Origin of the sequence: Mesorhizobium sp. RIZ17, assembly GCF_051127865.1 — a bacterium.
Lineage (GTDB): Bacteria > Pseudomonadota > Alphaproteobacteria > Rhizobiales > Rhizobiaceae > Mesorhizobium > Mesorhizobium humile.
The window spans coordinates 6,555,498-6,570,449 of sequence record NZ_CP147861.1 but is presented as its reverse complement, the minus strand read 5'-3'; the positions used below and the strand labels follow the sequence as shown (position 1 = coordinate 6,570,449).

Sequence of the window (14,952 nt, the reverse complement as noted above, 5' to 3'; positions counted from 1 at the left end):
TGACCTAGCGCACAGGTTGCGCGGCGCGCCACAACCCTCATCGACCGGATCCGTGGCGCCGACGAGGGGAAGTTCGATGGCCGACTATCTTGCGGATGTGAAGAAATACGATGCCGGCGCCAGCGCCGACGCTGTCGATAAGATCGTCAAGCATCTGGGCATTGCGCTCAGGAACCGCGATTCCTCGCTGGTGTCCTGCACGGACCCGAAGGAACTCGACCGCGTGCGGGAGAACTGGATCGGCAAGAAGCTCGGCATCGCGGATGCCGCCAAGGCCAACGCCTCGATCGAGAAGACCTGCAAGGCGATGCATGCCGACAACACCAAGAGCCGCGTGACCTTCTATTACCTGGTCGCGAAGGACCTCGGCAAACTCGGCTCCCTGTAAGGCACGGCCACCCGGCAGTCGGCACGAAACCGTGCCGGCACCGTGGATTTCCGGCGCGGTCCACATTTGCCGCCCGCTTTGCGGTGTTCGACCGGCTGCCGGTCGGGTATGATTGCCTGTTACCCGAATCGAGGCAGAGCCGATGCGCCAATATCTCGACCTGTTGAAGCATGTGCTGGAGAACGGCGCCGACCGCGGCGACCGTACCGGAACAGGCACGCGCTCGGTGTTCGGCTACCAGATGCGCTTCGATCTTTCGCGCGGCTTTCCGGTCACGACCACCAAGAAGCTGCATCTGAAGTCGATCATCCACGAGCTTTTGTGGTTCCTGGCCGGCGACACCAACATCAGATATCTCAACGACAACGGCGTCTCCATCTGGGACGAGTGGGCCGACGAGAATGGCGATCTCGGTCCGGTCTATGGCAAGCAGTGGCGCTCATGGCCGGATGGACATGGCGGCGGGATCGACCAGATCGCGAATCTTTTGAAGGAGATACGCAGGAATCCTAACTCGCGCCGGCTGATCGTCTCGGCCTGGAATCCGGCCGAAGTCGAGGCGATGGCGCTGCCGCCCTGCCACTGCCTGTTCCAGTTCTATGTTTCGGAAGGCCGGCTCTCGTGCCAGCTTTACCAGCGCTCGGCCGACATCTTCCTCGGCGTGCCGTTCAACATCGCGTCCTATGCCTTGCTCACCATGATGGTGGCGCAGGTGACCGGGCTGAAGCCTGGCGACTTCGTCCACACGCTTGGCGATGCGCATCTTTATTCGAACCATTTCGAGCAGGCGCGCGAGCAGATGCGGCGCACGCCCAAGGCCTTGCCGACGATGTGGATCAATCCGGAGGTGAAGGACCTCTTCGCCTTCCGCTTCGAGGATTTCCGCCTCGAAAACTACTTCGCGGATGCGAGCATCAAGGCGCCGATCGCCGTCTAGCTCTCTCAGTCGATGCCGACCATGACGTCCGAGGCCTTGATCACCGCATAGGCCTGCTTGCCTTTTTCGAGCGCGAGGTCGGCGACCGCTTCATTGGTGATCGAGGAGGTGACGATGACGCCGCCGCCGATGTCGATCCTGACATGCGAAGTGGTGGCTCCCTTGACGATCTCGGTCACCTTGCCCTTGAGGATGTTGCGGGCGCTGATCTTCATGCGTCTCTCCTTTGAACTTCGCCGTTCCGTTTCGCATTCACCGTAGGCTGAGACCACGACGGCGCACAATGCTATCGCAGGCGAAAACCCTTCCCTTGTTATGTTCATACGGATATATCGGTCCGAGGCTTTGGGCCATACGGATTTTGAAACCGGGGAGAGATTTCATGACGCGCAAGGGTTTTGGTTTGAAGGCGATCGCTGTTGGAGGTTTTACGGCAATGCTGATGGCCGCGGTGCCGGCGGCCCATGCCGACGCCAAGGTGGTCGTGTTTGCCGCGGCAAGCCTCAAGGACGCGCTCGACGCGGTCAACAAGGCCTGCGAGCCGGAAGTCGGCGAGGCCGCCACCATTTCCTACGCGGCGAGCTCGGCGCTCGCCAAGCAGATCGAAGGCGGCGCGCCGGCCGATATCTTCGTCTCGGCCGACCTCGACTGGATGAAGTATCTCTCCGACAAGAAGCTGACCAAGCCGGATACCGAAGTGAAGCTGCTCGGCAATCAGATCGTGCTGGTGGCGCCCAAGGATTCCACGGTTGAGACCAAGATCGAGAAGGGCTTCGACCTCGCCAAGCTGATCGGCGACGGCAAGCTTGCCATGGGCGATTTCAAGGCCGTGCCCGCCGGCAAATACGGCAAGGCGGCGCTGGAATCGCTGGGCGTCTGGTCGTCGGTCGAGGGCAAGGTCGCGCAGGCCGAGAATGTGCGTGCGGCACTGAAGCTGGTCTCGACGGGCGAGGCGGCGCTGGGCATCGTCTACGCCACCGACGCGCATGCCGAAAAGGGCGTCAAGGTCGTCGGCACCTTCCCGGAAGATTCGCATCCGCCGATCATCTATCCGATTGCCCAGACCGCGGATTCGAAGGACAAGGACACGGCTGCCTTCCTGAAATGCGTCGAGTCGGCCAAGGCCGCCGAGCTCTTCAAGGAGCAGGGCTTCACGGTGCTCGCGCCGAGCAACTGAGAAAGACCGCGCAACGCTGACATGAACTGGCTGCTGGACCTCACTCCCGACGAATGGAATGCGGTCCGGCTGTCCATCAAGGTGGCGACGGTGGCGATGATCGCCAGCCTGCCGCCAGGCATCCTGATCGCGCTTCTGCTGGCGCGGGGGCGCTTCTGGGGCAAGACCCTGCTCAACGGGCTGGTGCACCTGCCGCTGATCCTGCCACCGGTGGTGACCGGCTATCTGCTGTTGCTCACCTTCGGCCGGCGCGGGCCGGCCGGCGCCTTCCTTGCCGAGCATTTCGGCATCGTCTTTTCGTTCCGCTGGACGGGCGCGGCGCTGGCCTGCGGGGTCATGGGCTTTCCGCTGATGGTGCGAGCCATCCGGCTCTCGATCGAGGCTGTCGACCGCAGAATCGAGGCGGCGGCCGGCACGTTGGGCGCCAATCCGCTCTGGGTGTTCGCCACCATCACGCTGCCGCTGATCCTGCCCGGCCTGATCGCGGGCGCGATCCTTTCCTTCGCCAAGGCGATGGGCGAATTCGGCGCCACCATCACCTTCGTCTCCAACATCCCCAACGAGACGCAGACGCTGCCCTCGGCGATCTACACCTTCACGCAGGTGCCCGGCGGCGATGAAGGCGCGCTGAGGCTGACGCTGATCTCGATCGTCATCTCGATGGTTGCGCTGGTTGCCTCGGAAGTGCTGGCGCGGCGGGTTGGCCGGCGGATGGACATCGAATGACGCTCTCGGTCGACATCAGCCATCGCCTTGGCGATTTCGCCGTGGAAGCGCGTTTCGAGAGCGCCGGCCGGCTGACTACGCTGTTCGGGCCGTCCGGCTCGGGCAAGTCGACGCTGATCAACCTGATCGCGGGCCTGATCCGTCCGGACAAGGGCCGCATCTCTGTCGACGGCAACGTGCTGGTCGACACCGCCGCGCGGATCTTCGTGCCCATGCACAAGCGGCGCATCGGCATGGTGTTCCAGGATGCGCGGCTGTTCCCGCATATGAGCGTTGCCGGCAATCTGCGCTACGGCCGCTGGTTCACGCCGGCCTCCGAACGCTACGCCAAGATGGATGCGGTGGTCGACCTGCTCGGCATCGGTCACCTGCTCGACCGGCGGCCGGCGAAACTGTCGGGCGGCGAAAAACAGCGCGTCGCGATCGGCCGCGCGCTGCTTGCCAGTCCGAAGCTGCTTCTGATGGACGAGCCGCTCGCCTCGCTCGACGAGGCGCGCAAGGCCGAGATCCTGCCCTATATCGAGCGGTTGCGCGACGAGACGAATATCCCGATCGGCTATGTCAGCCATTCCGTCGCCGAGGTGGCGCGGCTGGCAAGCGACGTCGTGGTGCTTTCGCAAGGCAAGGTCGCGGCCTCGGGCCCGACGGTGGCAATCATGCAGCGGCTCGACCTGTTGCCGGCGGAGGAGCGCGGCGAGGGTGGTGCCGTGCTCGACACAAAGGTCATGCGCCACGATGAGGCCTTCGGCATGACGGTGCTTGGCTCGCAGGCCGGCGAAATCCGCGTGCCGCGCCTTGCGCATCCGGTCGGAGCTTCGGTGCGGCTGCGCGTCCGGGCCCGCGACGTCATGGTTGCGACCGGGCAGCCGACAGGCCTCAGCGCGCTCAACATTTTGTCGGGAACGATTTCCGCCGTCAGGCCGGGTATCGGGCCTACGGTGGAAATCGCCATCGATTGCAATGGCGCGACCGTGCTGGCGCGCATCACCGAACAGTCAAAGCAAACCCTGCGCCTTGCGCTTGGCCACAAGGTCTTCGCGGTGATCAAGACGGTGAGCTTCGACAGCGCGACGACAGGCGTCGGACTGCCGGCGGAGGCCGATGGATGACGGATGCGTATGTCGCTATGTTGCTTTGGAATAGCGCTTTGGCCGCAAAAGGGCTAACCTCGACATGATTGCGGAGGACAGGACATGCCGTCGCTCAGCCTGCGGATAAATCTCGACCCCGACGGCCGGATCGGCCCGGGCAAGATCGAACTCCTGGAGCAGATTGCCGCCTTCGGCTCGATCTCGGCCGCGGCGCGCGGCATGGAGATGTCCTATAAGCATGCCTGGGACCTGGTCGAAGACATGAACCGCGTGTTCGGCAAGCCGCTGGTCGCGGCGCAGACCGGCGGCCGCAAAGGCGGCGGCGCGCAACTGACATCGGTGGGTTTGGCGGTCGTCAGCCGGTTTCGCGCTATAGAGCGCGCGGCGGCTTCGGCGGCGGCGGTGCATATGCAGGCGCTGCAGTCGGAGATCGATGCTGGGTAGTGAATAGTGAATAGTGAATAGTGAATAGTGAATAGTGAATAGTGAATAGTGGGCGTCACAAGCTTGCGGTGCTCTCACTACTCACTACTCACTACTCACTACTCACTACTCACTCCGCCTTCCTCAGCAAATAAGTGTCCATGATCCAGCCCTTCTTTAGCCGGGCTTCCTCGCGGACTTTCTCTATCTCGGCGCCGACGTCGCCCAGGCGTCCGGAGATGACGATCTCGTCGGGTGTGCCGAGATAGGCGCCCCACTGGATGAGGACGTCCTGGTCCGCCAGCGTGTTGAAGGCGCATTTGCCGTCGAGCATGACCACCGTCGAGCCGGCATTGGTGGGCAGCCCTTCCTCGGTCAGCCGCCGGCCGGTGGTGACCAGGATCGAATCGCCGATGCGGTTGAGCGCGGTCGCGTGGGCGGCGGCCAGCGCCTGGATCGCGGTGATGCCGGGGATGACTTCGAGCTCGAAACCGACATTGCCCCTCAGGCGCACACGCTCGAGGATACGCAGCGCGCTGTCATAGAGCGACGGATCGCCCCAGATCAGGAACGCACCGCAGCCGTCTTCGGCAAGCTCGTCGCGGATCAAGGTCTCGTAGATTTCGGCGATCGCCTCGTGCCAGTCGTCGACGGTTATCCGGTAAGACGATGTCGGCTCGGCCCGAACCGGCACATCGAACTCGACGCGGCGCGATTTCGGATTGGTGACGAAGCGGTCGCAGATCTGGCGGCGCAAATCGGCAAGATCGTTCTTCTTCGCTCCCTTGTCGGGAATGAACAGCACGTCGGCGCGGTTCAGGCCATCGATGGCCTGAACCGTCATGTGGTCGGGGTTGCCGGCGCCGATGCCGATGACGAGAAGCTTGCGCATGGCGCTCTCCTGCCCGATCGGCGGCGCGGTGTCCAGAAGTACCCGTATCCGGTGATGAAGGGCTTTGAAACGCCGTCTTTAAACGGCTAGATGGGAGCGCGCATCCGGCTGGTTCCGGTATCGCGGCACAGAGGAGGGGTCCATGTTACGCACCGCACTGACCGCAGCGCTGGCAGTCATCGCCGCTCCGGCCTTCGCCAATGATTCCGTGGCCGAGCTTGGCACCGGCGGGCTGATCCTGTCGCGCAGCGATGCTGTCGCCATGCAAAGCGAGGATCTCTTCATCTCGCCGGAGAAGGTGACGGTTGACTATGTCTTCCGCAACAACACCGACAAGGATGTCGACGCGATTGTCGCCTTCCCGATGCCCGACATTTCGGGCGATCCCGAAGAGATGCCGGCTATCCCGGAAAACCAGAGCGACAATTTCCTCGGTTTCGAGGTGACGATCGATGGCGTCGCGGCCAAACCGCAGCTCGAACAGAAGGTTTTCGCGCTGGGTATCGACATCAGCGCCGACCTGAAAGCGCAGAATGTGCCATTCAACCCGTTCGGCGATGCCGCCAAGGCGGCTTTGGCGAAACTGCCGAAAGAGGTCGCTCAGGACTGGGAAAACCGCGGCATCATCATCGAGGACCCGGAAGCGGATAACGGATCCGGCCTGAACCCCGGATATTCGCCGTTCTGGCAATTGCGCTCGACCTATTGGTGGCGCTCGACCTTCCCGGCCAAGAAGGAGGTCCACGTTTCGCACCGCTACAAGCCGAGCGTCGGCGGCACCTCTTCGGTCAGCTTCTTCTCCGACGGCCAGTTCCAGAGCCCGCAATACGATACCTACAAGACCCGCTATTGCATGGACGAGACGTTCGACAATGCGGTGCGCAAGGCGGCCAAGGCAAATCCGGACGGCTATCCGAAATATTACGAGAGCCGCATCGCCTATATCCTGACCACCGGCGGCAACTGGGCGGCCGGGACGATCGGCAATTTCAAGCTGACCATCGACAAGGGCAACCCCAACAGCCTGGTTTCCTTCTGCGGCGACAATGTCAAAAAAGTCGGCGCCACCACGTTCGAGGTGACGGCCAAGGATTTTTATCCCGAGCACGACATCGACATCCTTCTGCTGGAGCCTTCGGACAACAATGGTGGAGACGCCAACTGATGGACGTCGCCATCTATGTCGCCATTGCCGAAAACGGCGTGATCGGCCGTGAAGGCGGCCTGCCGTGGCGGCTTTCCACCGATCTCAAGCGCTTCAAGGCCGACACGATGGGCAAGCCGATCGTCATGGGCCGCAAGACCTATGAAGGCATCGGCCGGCCGCTGCCCGGTCGTCTCAACATCGTGGTGACGCGCGACAAGACCTGGCGTGCCGAGGGCATAGAAGTGGCCCACTCGCTGGATGACGCGATCGCGCTGGCCAAGGTTCGCGGCCGCTGCATGGCGGGAGCACGGGAGATCTGCGTGGTCGGTGGCGGCGAGATCTATACCCAGGCCTTGCCGCTCGCAGACCGGCTGCATGTGACGCATGTGCTGGCCAGCGTCGATGGCGACGCGCATTTCCCGCCGATCGACCCGAACACCTGGCAAGTCGTCAGCGCCGAGGGTTTTCCCGCCGGCGAGAAGGACAGCCACGCCACGCGTTATACGGTTTACGAGCGCCGACGCGACGATCGTTGACGACGACAAAGGGTCGCTACCGATCCAAATCGCACGGTGACGATGGCGCATCGCGTTGAAAGCGGGTCAAGGCGTCCCTATAGAAGAACAGTGTTGCAGCGGCTCGCGTCCAACCGGACGCACAAGAGGCCGCCGTAATACTTTGATTTTGGCGCATGATTCCCTTTTCGAAAACCGATATGGGTTTTCTGGGTCATGCGCTAGGATTGCGCCGCAAGGCCTGAGGGAACCGGAGCGAAAGGACATTCATGCCCTGGAACGACAAGAGCGGCGGCGGCGGCCCATGGGGCGGCGGCGGCAATCAGGGGCCCTGGGGGCAGGGACCGAAAGGGCCGAGCGGCCCGCAAGGCTCGCCTCCCGATCTTGAGGATATCATCCGCCGCGGCCAGGACAGGCTGCGGCGCGCGCTTCCGGGCGGCGGCGGCACCAGCCCGGCCGTGCTCGGGCTGATCGCGCTGGCCCTCGTCGTGCTATGGGCCTTCAAGGCGATCTACACCGTGCAGCCCGACGAGGTTGCGGTCGAATTGCGCTTCGGCCAGCCGAAAGCAGAGCTTTCGCAGCCTGGCCTGCATTTCCACTGGTGGCCGATCGAGACGGTCGAAACGGCCAAGATATCCGAGCAGCTCGTCAGCGTCGGCGGTGGCTCGAGCAGCGGCTCCGGGCTGATGCTCTCCGGCGATCAGAATATCGTCAACGTACAGTTCTCGGTCGCCTACCAGGTGTCCGATCCCAAGGCCTATCTGTTCAACGTTTCCGATCCCGACGGCATGCTGGCCCAGGTCGCCGAAAGCGCCATGCGCGAAGTCGTCGGTCGGCGTCCGGCGCAGGACATCTTCCGCGACGACCGCCAGGGGATCGCAACCGGGGTGCGCGAGATCATCCAGGGCACGCTCGACGGCTACAAGACCGGTCTGCAGGTCAACGCGGTCTCGATCGAGGATGCAGCACCACCGCGTGAGGTGGCCGACGCTTTCGACGAGGTGCAGCGCGCCGAGCAGGACGAGGACAAGTTCGTCGAGCAGGCCAACCAGTATTCCAACCAGAAGCTCGGCCAGGCACGCGGCCAGGCGGCGCAGGTCCGCGAGGATGCGGCGGCCTACAAGAACCGCGTCGTGCAGGAGGCGGAAGGCGAGGCGCAGCGCTTCATCTCCGTCTACAGCGAATACGCCAAGGCGCCCGACGTCACGCGCAAGCGTCTCTATCTCGAAACCATGGAGAAGATCCTGAAGAACTCGAACAAGGTCGTCGTCGAGCAAGGCAACGGTCAGGGCGTGCTGCCTTACCTGCCGCTGCCGGCATTGCAGCCGAAAGCGCAGCCGGCGCCGGCCCTGGGCGGCGGCACGACGGGAGGTAACCAGTGATGGCCAACCGTCTTCCCATCATCGCCGTCATCGCGGCAGTCCTTCTGTTCTTGCTCTACTCCTCGGTGTTCGTGGTCAGTGCCGGCCAGCAGGCGATCGTGCTCAGGTTCGGCGAGATCATCGACGTCAAGAACGAGCCCGGCATCTACTTCAAGGCGCCGTTCGCCTTCTTCGATGCCGACAGCGTGCAAATGGTCGAGAAGCGGGTGATGCGCTTCGACCTCGACAACATCCGCGTCCAGGTCTCGGGCGGCAAGTTCTACGAGGTGGATGCCTTCATCGCCTACCGCATTTCGGATCCGCGCACCTTCCGCGCGGCAGTATCCGGTCAGGTCGAACTGGCCGAAGCCCGGCTGAGGACGCGTCTCGATGCGGCGCTGCGCCGTGTCTATGGCCTGCGAGACTTCGAGGCCGCGCTCTCCGAGGAACGCGGCGTCATGATGCGCGAGGTGCGCGACCAGCTTCGCCCCGATGCGACCTCGCTCGGCCTGGACATCGAGGACGTGCGCATCCGCCGGACGGATCTGACGGCGGAGGTCTCGCAGCAGACCTATGACCGCATGAAGGCCGAGCGCCTGGCGGAAGCCGAGCGTCTGAGAGCCCGCGGCAACGAGGCGGCGCAGCGCATCCGAGCACGAGCCGACCGCGAGGTCGTCGAGATCGTCGCCGAGGCGCAAAAGGAATCGGAAATCCTGCGCGGCGAGGGCGAGGCGCAGCGCAGCGCGACCTTCGCCGACGCCTATAAGCGCGATCCGGCCTTCTTCGATTTCTATCGCTCGATGAACGCCTACGGCACGGCGCTGGACAGCACCGGAACGACGATGGTGCTCTCGCCCGAGTCCGAGTTCTTCCGCTACTTCCGCGATCCGGACAGCAAGCCTCAGCCCGGGCAGCCGGCGGCGCCAGCCGCTCCGGCCGCGCAACCCAGCACCGCCCAGTAGCGGGCGGTGCAGGATTTTGTGGCGGCAATCGGCCTGGTCCTCGTGATCGAAGGGCTGGTCTATGGAGGGTTTCCGGCTTTGGCCCGGAAGCTCGCCACTGAGGTTTTGTCGGTGCCGGAAAATGTGCTGCGGATCGGCGGGCTGGTGGCGATCGCCGTCGGCGTTGCCATCGTCTGGCTGGTCCGCGGCTGAAGAATTCCTTGGTGCCGAAGCGATTGACGATTTATCCTTGGTCGATCGCTGTAGCCGCAAACGTGCCGTATTTCTTGCCAACATGAACGGGACAGGCGTCTTTGCGTAAGCGCCTTTCCTTTTCTGAAAACGCCGGGAGGCCACGATGATATCCGACACCCTGTTGCGCGCGGCGCGCCGCACCTTCTTCGCCGGCGCCACGGCATTCGTGGTTGGCATTGTTGCCGTTCCGTCCTTCGTCACGCCGACGATCGCCTCCGACGGACCGCCTTCGGTCGCCGATCTGGCCGAGCGTCTGCTCGGCGCGGTGGTCAACATCTCGACCTCGCAGACGGTCAAAGGCACGGAAGGGCCGGGCGCGGTGCCGATGCCGCAACTGCCCGAGGGCTCGCCGTTCCAGGACTTCTTCGACGATTTTTTCAAGAACCGTGGCGGCGACAAGGGCGGTGCCGCCCAGAAAGTGCAGTCGCTCGGCTCCGGCTTCGTCATCGACGCGGAGCAGGGCATCGTGGTGACCAACAACCACGTCATCGCTGACGCCGACGATATCGAGGTCAATTTCTCCGACGGCATCACGTTGAAGGCGAAGCTGGTAGGCACCGACACCAAGACCGACGTCGCGGTGCTGAAGGTCGATCCGAAAGGCCACAAGCTGACGGCGGTGAAATTCGGCGATTCCACCAAGATGCGCGTCGGCGACTGGGTGATGGCGATCGGCAATCCGTTTGGCCTCGGCGGCACGGTCACGGTCGGCATCGTCTCGGCGCGCAACCGCGACATCAATTCCGGCCCCTATGACGACTTCATTCAGACCGACGCCGCCATCAACCGCGGCAATTCAGGCGGCCCGCTGTTCAACGCCCAAGGCGAAGTCATCGGCATCAACACGGCGATCATCTCGCCGTCGGGTGGCTCGATCGGCATCGGTTTCTCCATCCCCTCGCAGCTTGCCGCCGGCGTCGTCGACCAGCTTCGCCAGTATGGCGAGACGCGGCGCGGCTGGCTTGGCGTGCGCATCCAGCCGGTGACCGACGACATCGCCGAAAGCCTCGGCATGGCGACCGCCAAGGGCGCGCTGGTGGCCGGCGTCATCAAGGGCGGGCCGGTCGACAACGGTACGGTGCAGGCCGGCGACGTCATCATCAAATTCGACGGCAAGGACATCCACGAAATGCGCGACCTGCCGCGCGTCGTCGCCGAAAGCCCGGTCGGCAAGGCGGTCGACGTCGTCATCGTGCGCAAGGGCGTCGAGCAGACCGTCAAGGTGACGCTCGGCCGGCTCGAGGACGGTGAGAAGCTCGCCAGCGGCGAGAACGGCAACACTGACCAGGACAAGGGCGACAAGGCAACGCCTCCGGTATCGACGGCTTCGGTGCTCGGCATGACGATCGGCGAGCTCAACGACCAGACGCGGCAGAAGTTCGGCATCGCGGCGGATGTGTCCGGCGTGGTCGTCACCGATGTCGCCAAGGATTCGGCCGCGGCCGAGCGTGGCATCCAGCCCGGCGAGGTGATCACCGAGATCGCGCAGGAATCGGTCGGCACGCCGAAGGACGTGATGGACCGGATCGGCGCGCTGAAGGAGCAGGGCCGCAAGAACGCGCTTTTGATGCTGGCCTCGAAGACCGGCGAACTGCGCTTCGTGACGATCCGGATGGATTGAGTCCGGATCGTCCATCGCCGATCGATGGTTCAGTGAATAGGGCGGCTAGGGCGTTTCACCGTTTCACGGAACCGGTGAAACGCCCTATCTCTTTGTTTTTACGCAATTCCGGACGGAAAACCGCTTACACTTTTCCTGGAATTGCTCTAGCGAGCCACCCTTTTCGTGCCTGCCAATCCTCCCGCGACAGCCGATACATGACATGGCGCTTGAGATGCGGGTGGCTGTCGGGGACGGCGGGGTGGTCGAAATCGGCACCCGGATCGGCTCGCATGCCGAGCCGCTTCATGACGGCGATCGAACGATGATTGTCGGCGACCGCGAACGACACGATTTCGTCGACGGCAAGCGTTTCGAAGCCGAATGCGAGCCAGGCTTCAGATGCCTCGGTGACATAGCCCTTGCCCCAGAATTCCGGCGCCAGCCGCCACCCGATCTCGATGGTGCCGGGGGCCAGCACGTCGATGTCTTCCGTTCCGGATAATCCGACGAAGCCGATGCATTCGCCGGTCGCAGCAATCTCGGCCGCCGCGAAGCCGTAGCCATCCTCATCGATCCAGGCGCGGACCTCGTCCATCTTGGCGTCCGCAGTTGCGCGGTCGCGGCGGAACGGGAAGAATTCCATCACACGTTCATCCGAGTTGATGCGATGGAACAATTCGCGGTCGCGCTCCTCCCAATTGCGCAGGATCAGGCGCTCGGTGCGGATCGGCTTCATTCGACGAACTCCTCCCGGCGATAGCCCTGCAGATAGAGCAGCGCGGTCAGGTCGCCATGATCGATGCGGATGCGGGCCTGCTCCGCCACCGCCGGCTTGGCGTGAAGCGCGACGCCGGTGCCGGCGAGACGGATCATATCGAGATCGTTGGCGCCGTCGCCGACCGCGATGGCGTCCTCGGTCGTCAGTCCAAGCCTCGCCGCGATGTCGAGCAGCGCTTCGGCCTTGGCGGCGCGGCCGAGGATCGGCTCGGCCACCATGCCGGTGAATGCGCCGCCGTCCTCGATCAGGCGGTTGGCCTGGTTCTCCTGGAAACCCAGCATCGCGGCGATGCGGCTGGTGAAGACGTCGAAGCCGCCAGAGACCAGCGCCGTCCAGGCGCCATTGGCGCGCATCGTTTGCACCAGGGCACGGCCGCCGGCGGCGAGCGTCAGCCGGTTGGCGATGATGCGATCGACCACGGCGGTGTCGAGGCCTTTCAGCAAGGCCACGCGCTCGCGCAAGGCGGGCTCGAAAGCGATCTCGCCATTCATCGAGCGCGCGGTTATCGCCGCCACATGGTCCTTGACGCCGATTTCGTCGGCGAGCTCGTCGATGCATTCCTGGTCGATCATCGTCGAATCCATATCGGCAAGCAGGATCTTCTTGCGCCTGCCTTTGGCGGGCTGGACGATGACGTCGACCGGCTCGGAAGCCAGTGCGGCGCGCAGATTGGCGGTCATCTCGCCGATATCGGGCGTCCACGGCAAAACGAGATCACAGGCAATGTCCTCAGCCAGCCAATGAACGGCGCTTGCGCCGGCGGCCCGCAAGGCCATATTCGCAAGCGAGGCCGGCACGGCGCGGGCTTCTGGACGGGACACTAGCGTGGCGATCAGCGGCATTGAGAATTCCGGCAGGCAGGCGGGCGAAGGCCGCGTCAAGAACGCGATCCTGATAGCCGGGCCGACAGCCAGCGGCAAGTCGGCGCTGGCGCTCGATCTCGCCGAACGCGATGGCGGCGTCATCGTCAACACCGATTCCATGCAGGGCTATTCGGTGCTCGATGTCCTGACGGCACGACCGAGCGCTGCCGAAACGGCGCGCGTGCCGCATTTCCTCTACGGCCATGTGCATCCCTCTACGGCCTATTCCACCGGCGCCTGGCTACGCGACGTGACGAAGCTGATGGAAGACGGCCTGCTGTCGGGCCGACCGGTCGTTTTCGTCGGCGGCACCGGGCTCTATTTCCGCGCGCTGGCCGAAGGCATCTCGGATATGCCGGATATCCCTGCCTCCGTGCGCGAGCGCTGGCGCTACGAGCTCAAGGAACAAGGGGCCGAAAGGCTGCATCGCCTGCTCATGCGCGAGGATTCGACTGTCGCCATGCAGCTCAGGCCGACCGACGGCCAGCGTATCGTGCGGGCGCTCGAAGTGCTCGACACTTCGGGGCGCTCGATCCTGGAATGGCAGGCGGCGCGCGGCCGCCCGCTGATCGATCGCGACAGCGCTCGCTTCCTGGTGATCGAGCCGTACCGGGAGCAGTTGGTGCGGCGCATCGAGGCGCGTTTCGACCAGATGCTCGACAAGGGCGCACTCGACGAAGTGCGCCAGCTCATCGCGCTCGGCCTCGACCCGGACCTGCCGGCGATGAAAGCGATCGGCGTGCGCGAGCTCCAGGCGGCAATGGCCGGCCAGTCGGGGTTTCCTGAAGCCATCGAACGCGCCAAGATCGCGACCCGGCAGTATGCCAAGCGTCAGTCGACATGGTTCAGACACCAACTGGGCGCGGAGTGGCGCAGGCTGCGGCCGGGCGACGAACCGGCGCTCCCGGACTGACGAAAAGCTTTTTCAATCAGCACCTTAAAATCCCCAGCTCTAATTCTCGCCAAGGTTGTCCGGGTTAACGGTCCGTAAGGTCCGCCATGCCATAACCTCAGGGCTTGCAGTGCCGCGGGGAGTAGATGCGTTTCCATAAGGCGGAATCCGCATTCTTTGTCTTTATTTTCGTGATCCTGGCCGCGGGCCTGGTGACCTTCCACGCCTATGGCCAATTGCAGGACATCGCCGCCGATCTCGATGCGGCGTCGCGCGTCGACAAAATCGTCTATCTCAACAAATTGCTGTTCGTCACCGGCGCGCTGCTGGCGACCGCGCTGTTCTTCGGCACTTTCTTCATCTACCCGCTGATCCGCGGCCAGGTGCGGGAAGAGGGCAAGCTCAGGGCCATGACGGTTTCGCTCAGCGCCCGTTCGCAGACGCTCGAGCAGGCGGCGCTCACCGACGGTCTCACCGGAATGCAGAACCGCCGCTATTTCGACGATGCGCTGCGCGAATATCTCCAAGAGTTTCGCCGCATCGACAGGCCGGTCGGGCTGATGATCCTCGATCTCGACCATTTCAAGCAGGTCAACGACACGCATGGCCATGACGTCGGCGACGAGGTGCTGAGAGCCGTCGCCACCTGCCTGCGGGGCATGACGCGCTATCACGACGTGGTGGCGCGGCTGGGCGGCGAGGAGTTTGCCGTCGTCACCCCCAACATGGATGTCGAATTGCTCGCCAGGTTCGCCGAGCGCATCCGCAAGGCGATCGCCAACATGTCGATCATGTCGGGCAATGTGCGGCTGAAGGTCACCACCAGCGTCGGCCTTGCCGTCTGGGACCACAAGGAGAGCGCGGAGGATTTCTATCGCCGCGCCGATCGCCAGCTTTACGAGGCGAAGAAGCAGGGCCGCAACCGCGTCTGCGCCTAAAATTCCGACATGAATTCATGAGGCC

At 63.8% G+C, this 14,952-nt stretch carries 18 protein-coding genes; 14 read left to right on the top strand and 4 right to left on the bottom strand.

The genetic code is table 11. The annotated features are described in order from the left end of the window. Positions 1 to 76: 76 nt before the first annotated feature. Positions 77 to 388 (top strand): DUF2853 family protein, encoded by a 312-nt coding sequence (locus tag WDX12_RS32065; protein ID WP_140644165.1) that lies wholly within the window; start codon positions 77 to 79, stop codon positions 386 to 388. Positions 389 to 530: 142 nt separating this feature from the next. Then, positions 531 to 1,325, top strand: coding sequence for a thymidylate synthase (locus WDX12_RS32060; protein WP_320295169.1), 795 nt, complete (start codon positions 531 to 533; stop codon positions 1,323 to 1,325). A 5-nt stretch (positions 1,326 to 1,330) separates the two neighbouring features. On the opposite strand, the gene WDX12_RS32055 is transcribed toward WDX12_RS32060, so the two are convergent. Beyond that, positions 1,331 to 1,540, bottom strand: a complete 210-nt coding sequence (locus tag WDX12_RS32055; RefSeq protein ID WP_040995706.1) for a TOBE domain-containing protein — start codon at positions 1,538 to 1,540, stop codon at positions 1,331 to 1,333. Positions 1,541 to 1,707: 167 nt separating this feature from the next. Here WDX12_RS32055 and modA point away from each other — a divergent pair, with 167 nt between their 5' ends. The 4 genes from modA to WDX12_RS32035 all read left to right on the top strand — a co-directional run bounded on the left by modA (position 1,708) and on the right by WDX12_RS32035 (position 4,763). Next, positions 1,708 to 2,502: a molybdate ABC transporter substrate-binding protein gene (modA, locus tag WDX12_RS32050; RefSeq protein WP_434723311.1), complete on the top strand. Its 795-nt coding sequence runs from the start codon at positions 1,708 to 1,710 to the stop codon at positions 2,500 to 2,502. Between the two features lie 21 nt (positions 2,503 to 2,523). After that, the gene (gene modB, locus WDX12_RS32045; protein ID WP_434723310.1) at positions 2,524 to 3,228 is read left to right on the top strand and encodes a molybdate ABC transporter permease subunit; all 705 of its coding nucleotides are present in this window, start codon (positions 2,524 to 2,526) and stop codon (positions 3,226 to 3,228) included. Then, positions 3,225 to 4,337, top strand: a complete 1,113-nt coding sequence (gene modC / locus WDX12_RS32040) for a molybdenum ABC transporter ATP-binding protein (protein ID WP_434723309.1) — start codon at positions 3,225 to 3,227, stop codon at positions 4,335 to 4,337. The genes modB and modC overlap by 4 nt, the downstream gene beginning before the upstream one ends. Before the next feature lie 84 nt (positions 4,338 to 4,421). After that, the gene (locus WDX12_RS32035; protein WP_320295173.1) at positions 4,422 to 4,763 is read left to right on the top strand and encodes a winged helix-turn-helix domain-containing protein; all 342 of its coding nucleotides are present in this window, start codon (positions 4,422 to 4,424) and stop codon (positions 4,761 to 4,763) included. Between the two features lie 109 nt (positions 4,764 to 4,872). Here WDX12_RS32035 and cobF read toward each other — a convergent pair whose 3' ends face one another. Further along, positions 4,873 to 5,634, bottom strand: coding sequence for a precorrin-6A synthase (deacetylating) (gene cobF, locus WDX12_RS32030; RefSeq protein WP_434723308.1), 762 nt, complete (start codon positions 5,632 to 5,634; stop codon positions 4,873 to 4,875). A gap of 142 nt (positions 5,635 to 5,776) precedes the next feature. On the opposite strand from cobF, the gene WDX12_RS32025 reads away from it, so the two are divergent. From WDX12_RS32025 to WDX12_RS32000, 6 genes are all read left to right on the top strand, one after another. Further along, the gene (locus WDX12_RS32025) at positions 5,777 to 6,799 is read left to right on the top strand and encodes a DUF4424 domain-containing protein (RefSeq protein WP_320295175.1); all 1,023 of its coding nucleotides are present in this window, start codon (positions 5,777 to 5,779) and stop codon (positions 6,797 to 6,799) included. Further along, the gene (locus WDX12_RS32020; RefSeq protein ID WP_434723307.1) at positions 6,799 to 7,317 is read left to right on the top strand and encodes a dihydrofolate reductase; all 519 of its coding nucleotides are present in this window, start codon (positions 6,799 to 6,801) and stop codon (positions 7,315 to 7,317) included. Before WDX12_RS32025 ends, WDX12_RS32020 begins: the two co-directional genes overlap by 1 nt. A gap of 248 nt (positions 7,318 to 7,565) precedes the next feature. Next, positions 7,566 to 8,678 (top strand): FtsH protease activity modulator HflK, encoded by a 1,113-nt coding sequence (hflK, locus tag WDX12_RS32015; protein WP_320295177.1) that lies wholly within the window; start codon positions 7,566 to 7,568, stop codon positions 8,676 to 8,678. Further along, entirely contained in the window at positions 8,678 to 9,619 is a 942-nt protein-coding gene (gene hflC / locus WDX12_RS32010; RefSeq protein WP_434723306.1) for a protease modulator HflC, read from the top strand. Before hflK ends, hflC begins: the two co-directional genes overlap by 1 nt. Before the next feature lie 6 nt (positions 9,620 to 9,625). Further along, positions 9,626 to 9,811 carry a DUF2065 domain-containing protein gene (locus WDX12_RS32005; protein ID WP_320295179.1) on the top strand — a complete coding sequence of 62 codons (186 nt, stop codon included), beginning with the start codon at positions 9,626 to 9,628 and terminating at the stop codon, positions 9,809 to 9,811. Between the two features lie 145 nt (positions 9,812 to 9,956). Next, positions 9,957 to 11,474: a DegQ family serine endoprotease gene (locus WDX12_RS32000; protein WP_320295180.1), complete on the top strand. Its 1,518-nt coding sequence runs from the start codon at positions 9,957 to 9,959 to the stop codon at positions 11,472 to 11,474. A gap of 124 nt (positions 11,475 to 11,598) precedes the next feature. Here the strand turns inward: WDX12_RS32000 and WDX12_RS31995 are convergent, their stop codons facing one another. Next, entirely contained in the window at positions 11,599 to 12,192 is a 594-nt protein-coding gene (locus WDX12_RS31995; RefSeq protein ID WP_320295181.1) for a GNAT family N-acetyltransferase, read from the bottom strand. Then, entirely contained in the window at positions 12,189 to 13,076 is an 888-nt protein-coding gene (serB, locus tag WDX12_RS31990; RefSeq protein ID WP_434723305.1) for a phosphoserine phosphatase SerB, read from the bottom strand. Before serB ends, WDX12_RS31995 begins: the two co-directional genes overlap by 4 nt. Here serB and miaA point away from each other — a divergent pair. Together miaA and WDX12_RS31980 are read left to right on the top strand one after the other, a co-directional pair. Beyond that, positions 13,066 to 14,010, top strand: a complete 945-nt coding sequence (gene miaA, locus WDX12_RS31985) for a tRNA (adenosine(37)-N6)-dimethylallyltransferase MiaA (protein ID WP_434725741.1) — start codon at positions 13,066 to 13,068, stop codon at positions 14,008 to 14,010. The genes serB and miaA overlap by 11 nt on opposite strands. A gap of 125 nt (positions 14,011 to 14,135) precedes the next feature. Further along, on the top strand, positions 14,136 to 14,927 hold the full coding sequence (locus WDX12_RS31980) for a GGDEF domain-containing protein (protein WP_320295183.1): 792 nt from the start codon (positions 14,136 to 14,138) through the stop codon (positions 14,925 to 14,927). Positions 14,928 to 14,952 lie beyond the last annotated feature (25 nt).

Bases quoted from the DNA above. Each gene is read 5' to 3' on its own strand.
- serB (WP_434723305.1), bottom strand. From the start codon at position 13,076: ATGCCGCTGATCGCCACGCTAGTGTCCCGTCCAGAAGCCCGCGCCGTG.
- WDX12_RS32020 (WP_434723307.1), top strand. From the start codon at position 6,799: ATGGACGTCGCCATCTATGTCGCCATTGCCGAAAACGGCGTGATCGGC.
- hflC (WP_434723306.1), top strand. From the start codon at position 8,678: ATGGCCAACCGTCTTCCCATCATCGCCGTCATCGCGGCAGTCCTTCTG.
- WDX12_RS31995 (WP_320295181.1), bottom strand. From the start codon at position 12,192: ATGAAGCCGATCCGCACCGAGCGCCTGATCCTGCGCAATTGGGAGGAG.
- hflK (WP_320295177.1), top strand. From the start codon at position 7,566: ATGCCCTGGAACGACAAGAGCGGCGGCGGCGGCCCATGGGGCGGCGGC.
- modB (WP_434723310.1), top strand. From the start codon at position 2,524: ATGAACTGGCTGCTGGACCTCACTCCCGACGAATGGAATGCGGTCCGG.
- modC (WP_434723309.1), top strand. From the start codon at position 3,225: ATGACGCTCTCGGTCGACATCAGCCATCGCCTTGGCGATTTCGCCGTG.
- WDX12_RS31980 (WP_320295183.1), top strand. From the start codon at position 14,136: ATGCGTTTCCATAAGGCGGAATCCGCATTCTTTGTCTTTATTTTCGTG.
- modA (WP_434723311.1), top strand. From the start codon at position 1,708: ATGACGCGCAAGGGTTTTGGTTTGAAGGCGATCGCTGTTGGAGGTTTT.
- WDX12_RS32055 (WP_040995706.1), bottom strand. From the start codon at position 1,540: ATGAAGATCAGCGCCCGCAACATCCTCAAGGGCAAGGTGACCGAGATC.
- WDX12_RS32065 (WP_140644165.1), top strand. From the start codon at position 77: ATGGCCGACTATCTTGCGGATGTGAAGAAATACGATGCCGGCGCCAGC.
- WDX12_RS32000 (WP_320295180.1), top strand. From the start codon at position 9,957: ATGATATCCGACACCCTGTTGCGCGCGGCGCGCCGCACCTTCTTCGCC.
- cobF (WP_434723308.1), bottom strand. From the start codon at position 5,634: ATGCGCAAGCTTCTCGTCATCGGCATCGGCGCCGGCAACCCCGACCAC.
- WDX12_RS32035 (WP_320295173.1), top strand. From the start codon at position 4,422: ATGCCGTCGCTCAGCCTGCGGATAAATCTCGACCCCGACGGCCGGATC.
- WDX12_RS32025 (WP_320295175.1), top strand. From the start codon at position 5,777: ATGTTACGCACCGCACTGACCGCAGCGCTGGCAGTCATCGCCGCTCCG.
- WDX12_RS32060 (WP_320295169.1), top strand. From the start codon at position 531: ATGCGCCAATATCTCGACCTGTTGAAGCATGTGCTGGAGAACGGCGCC.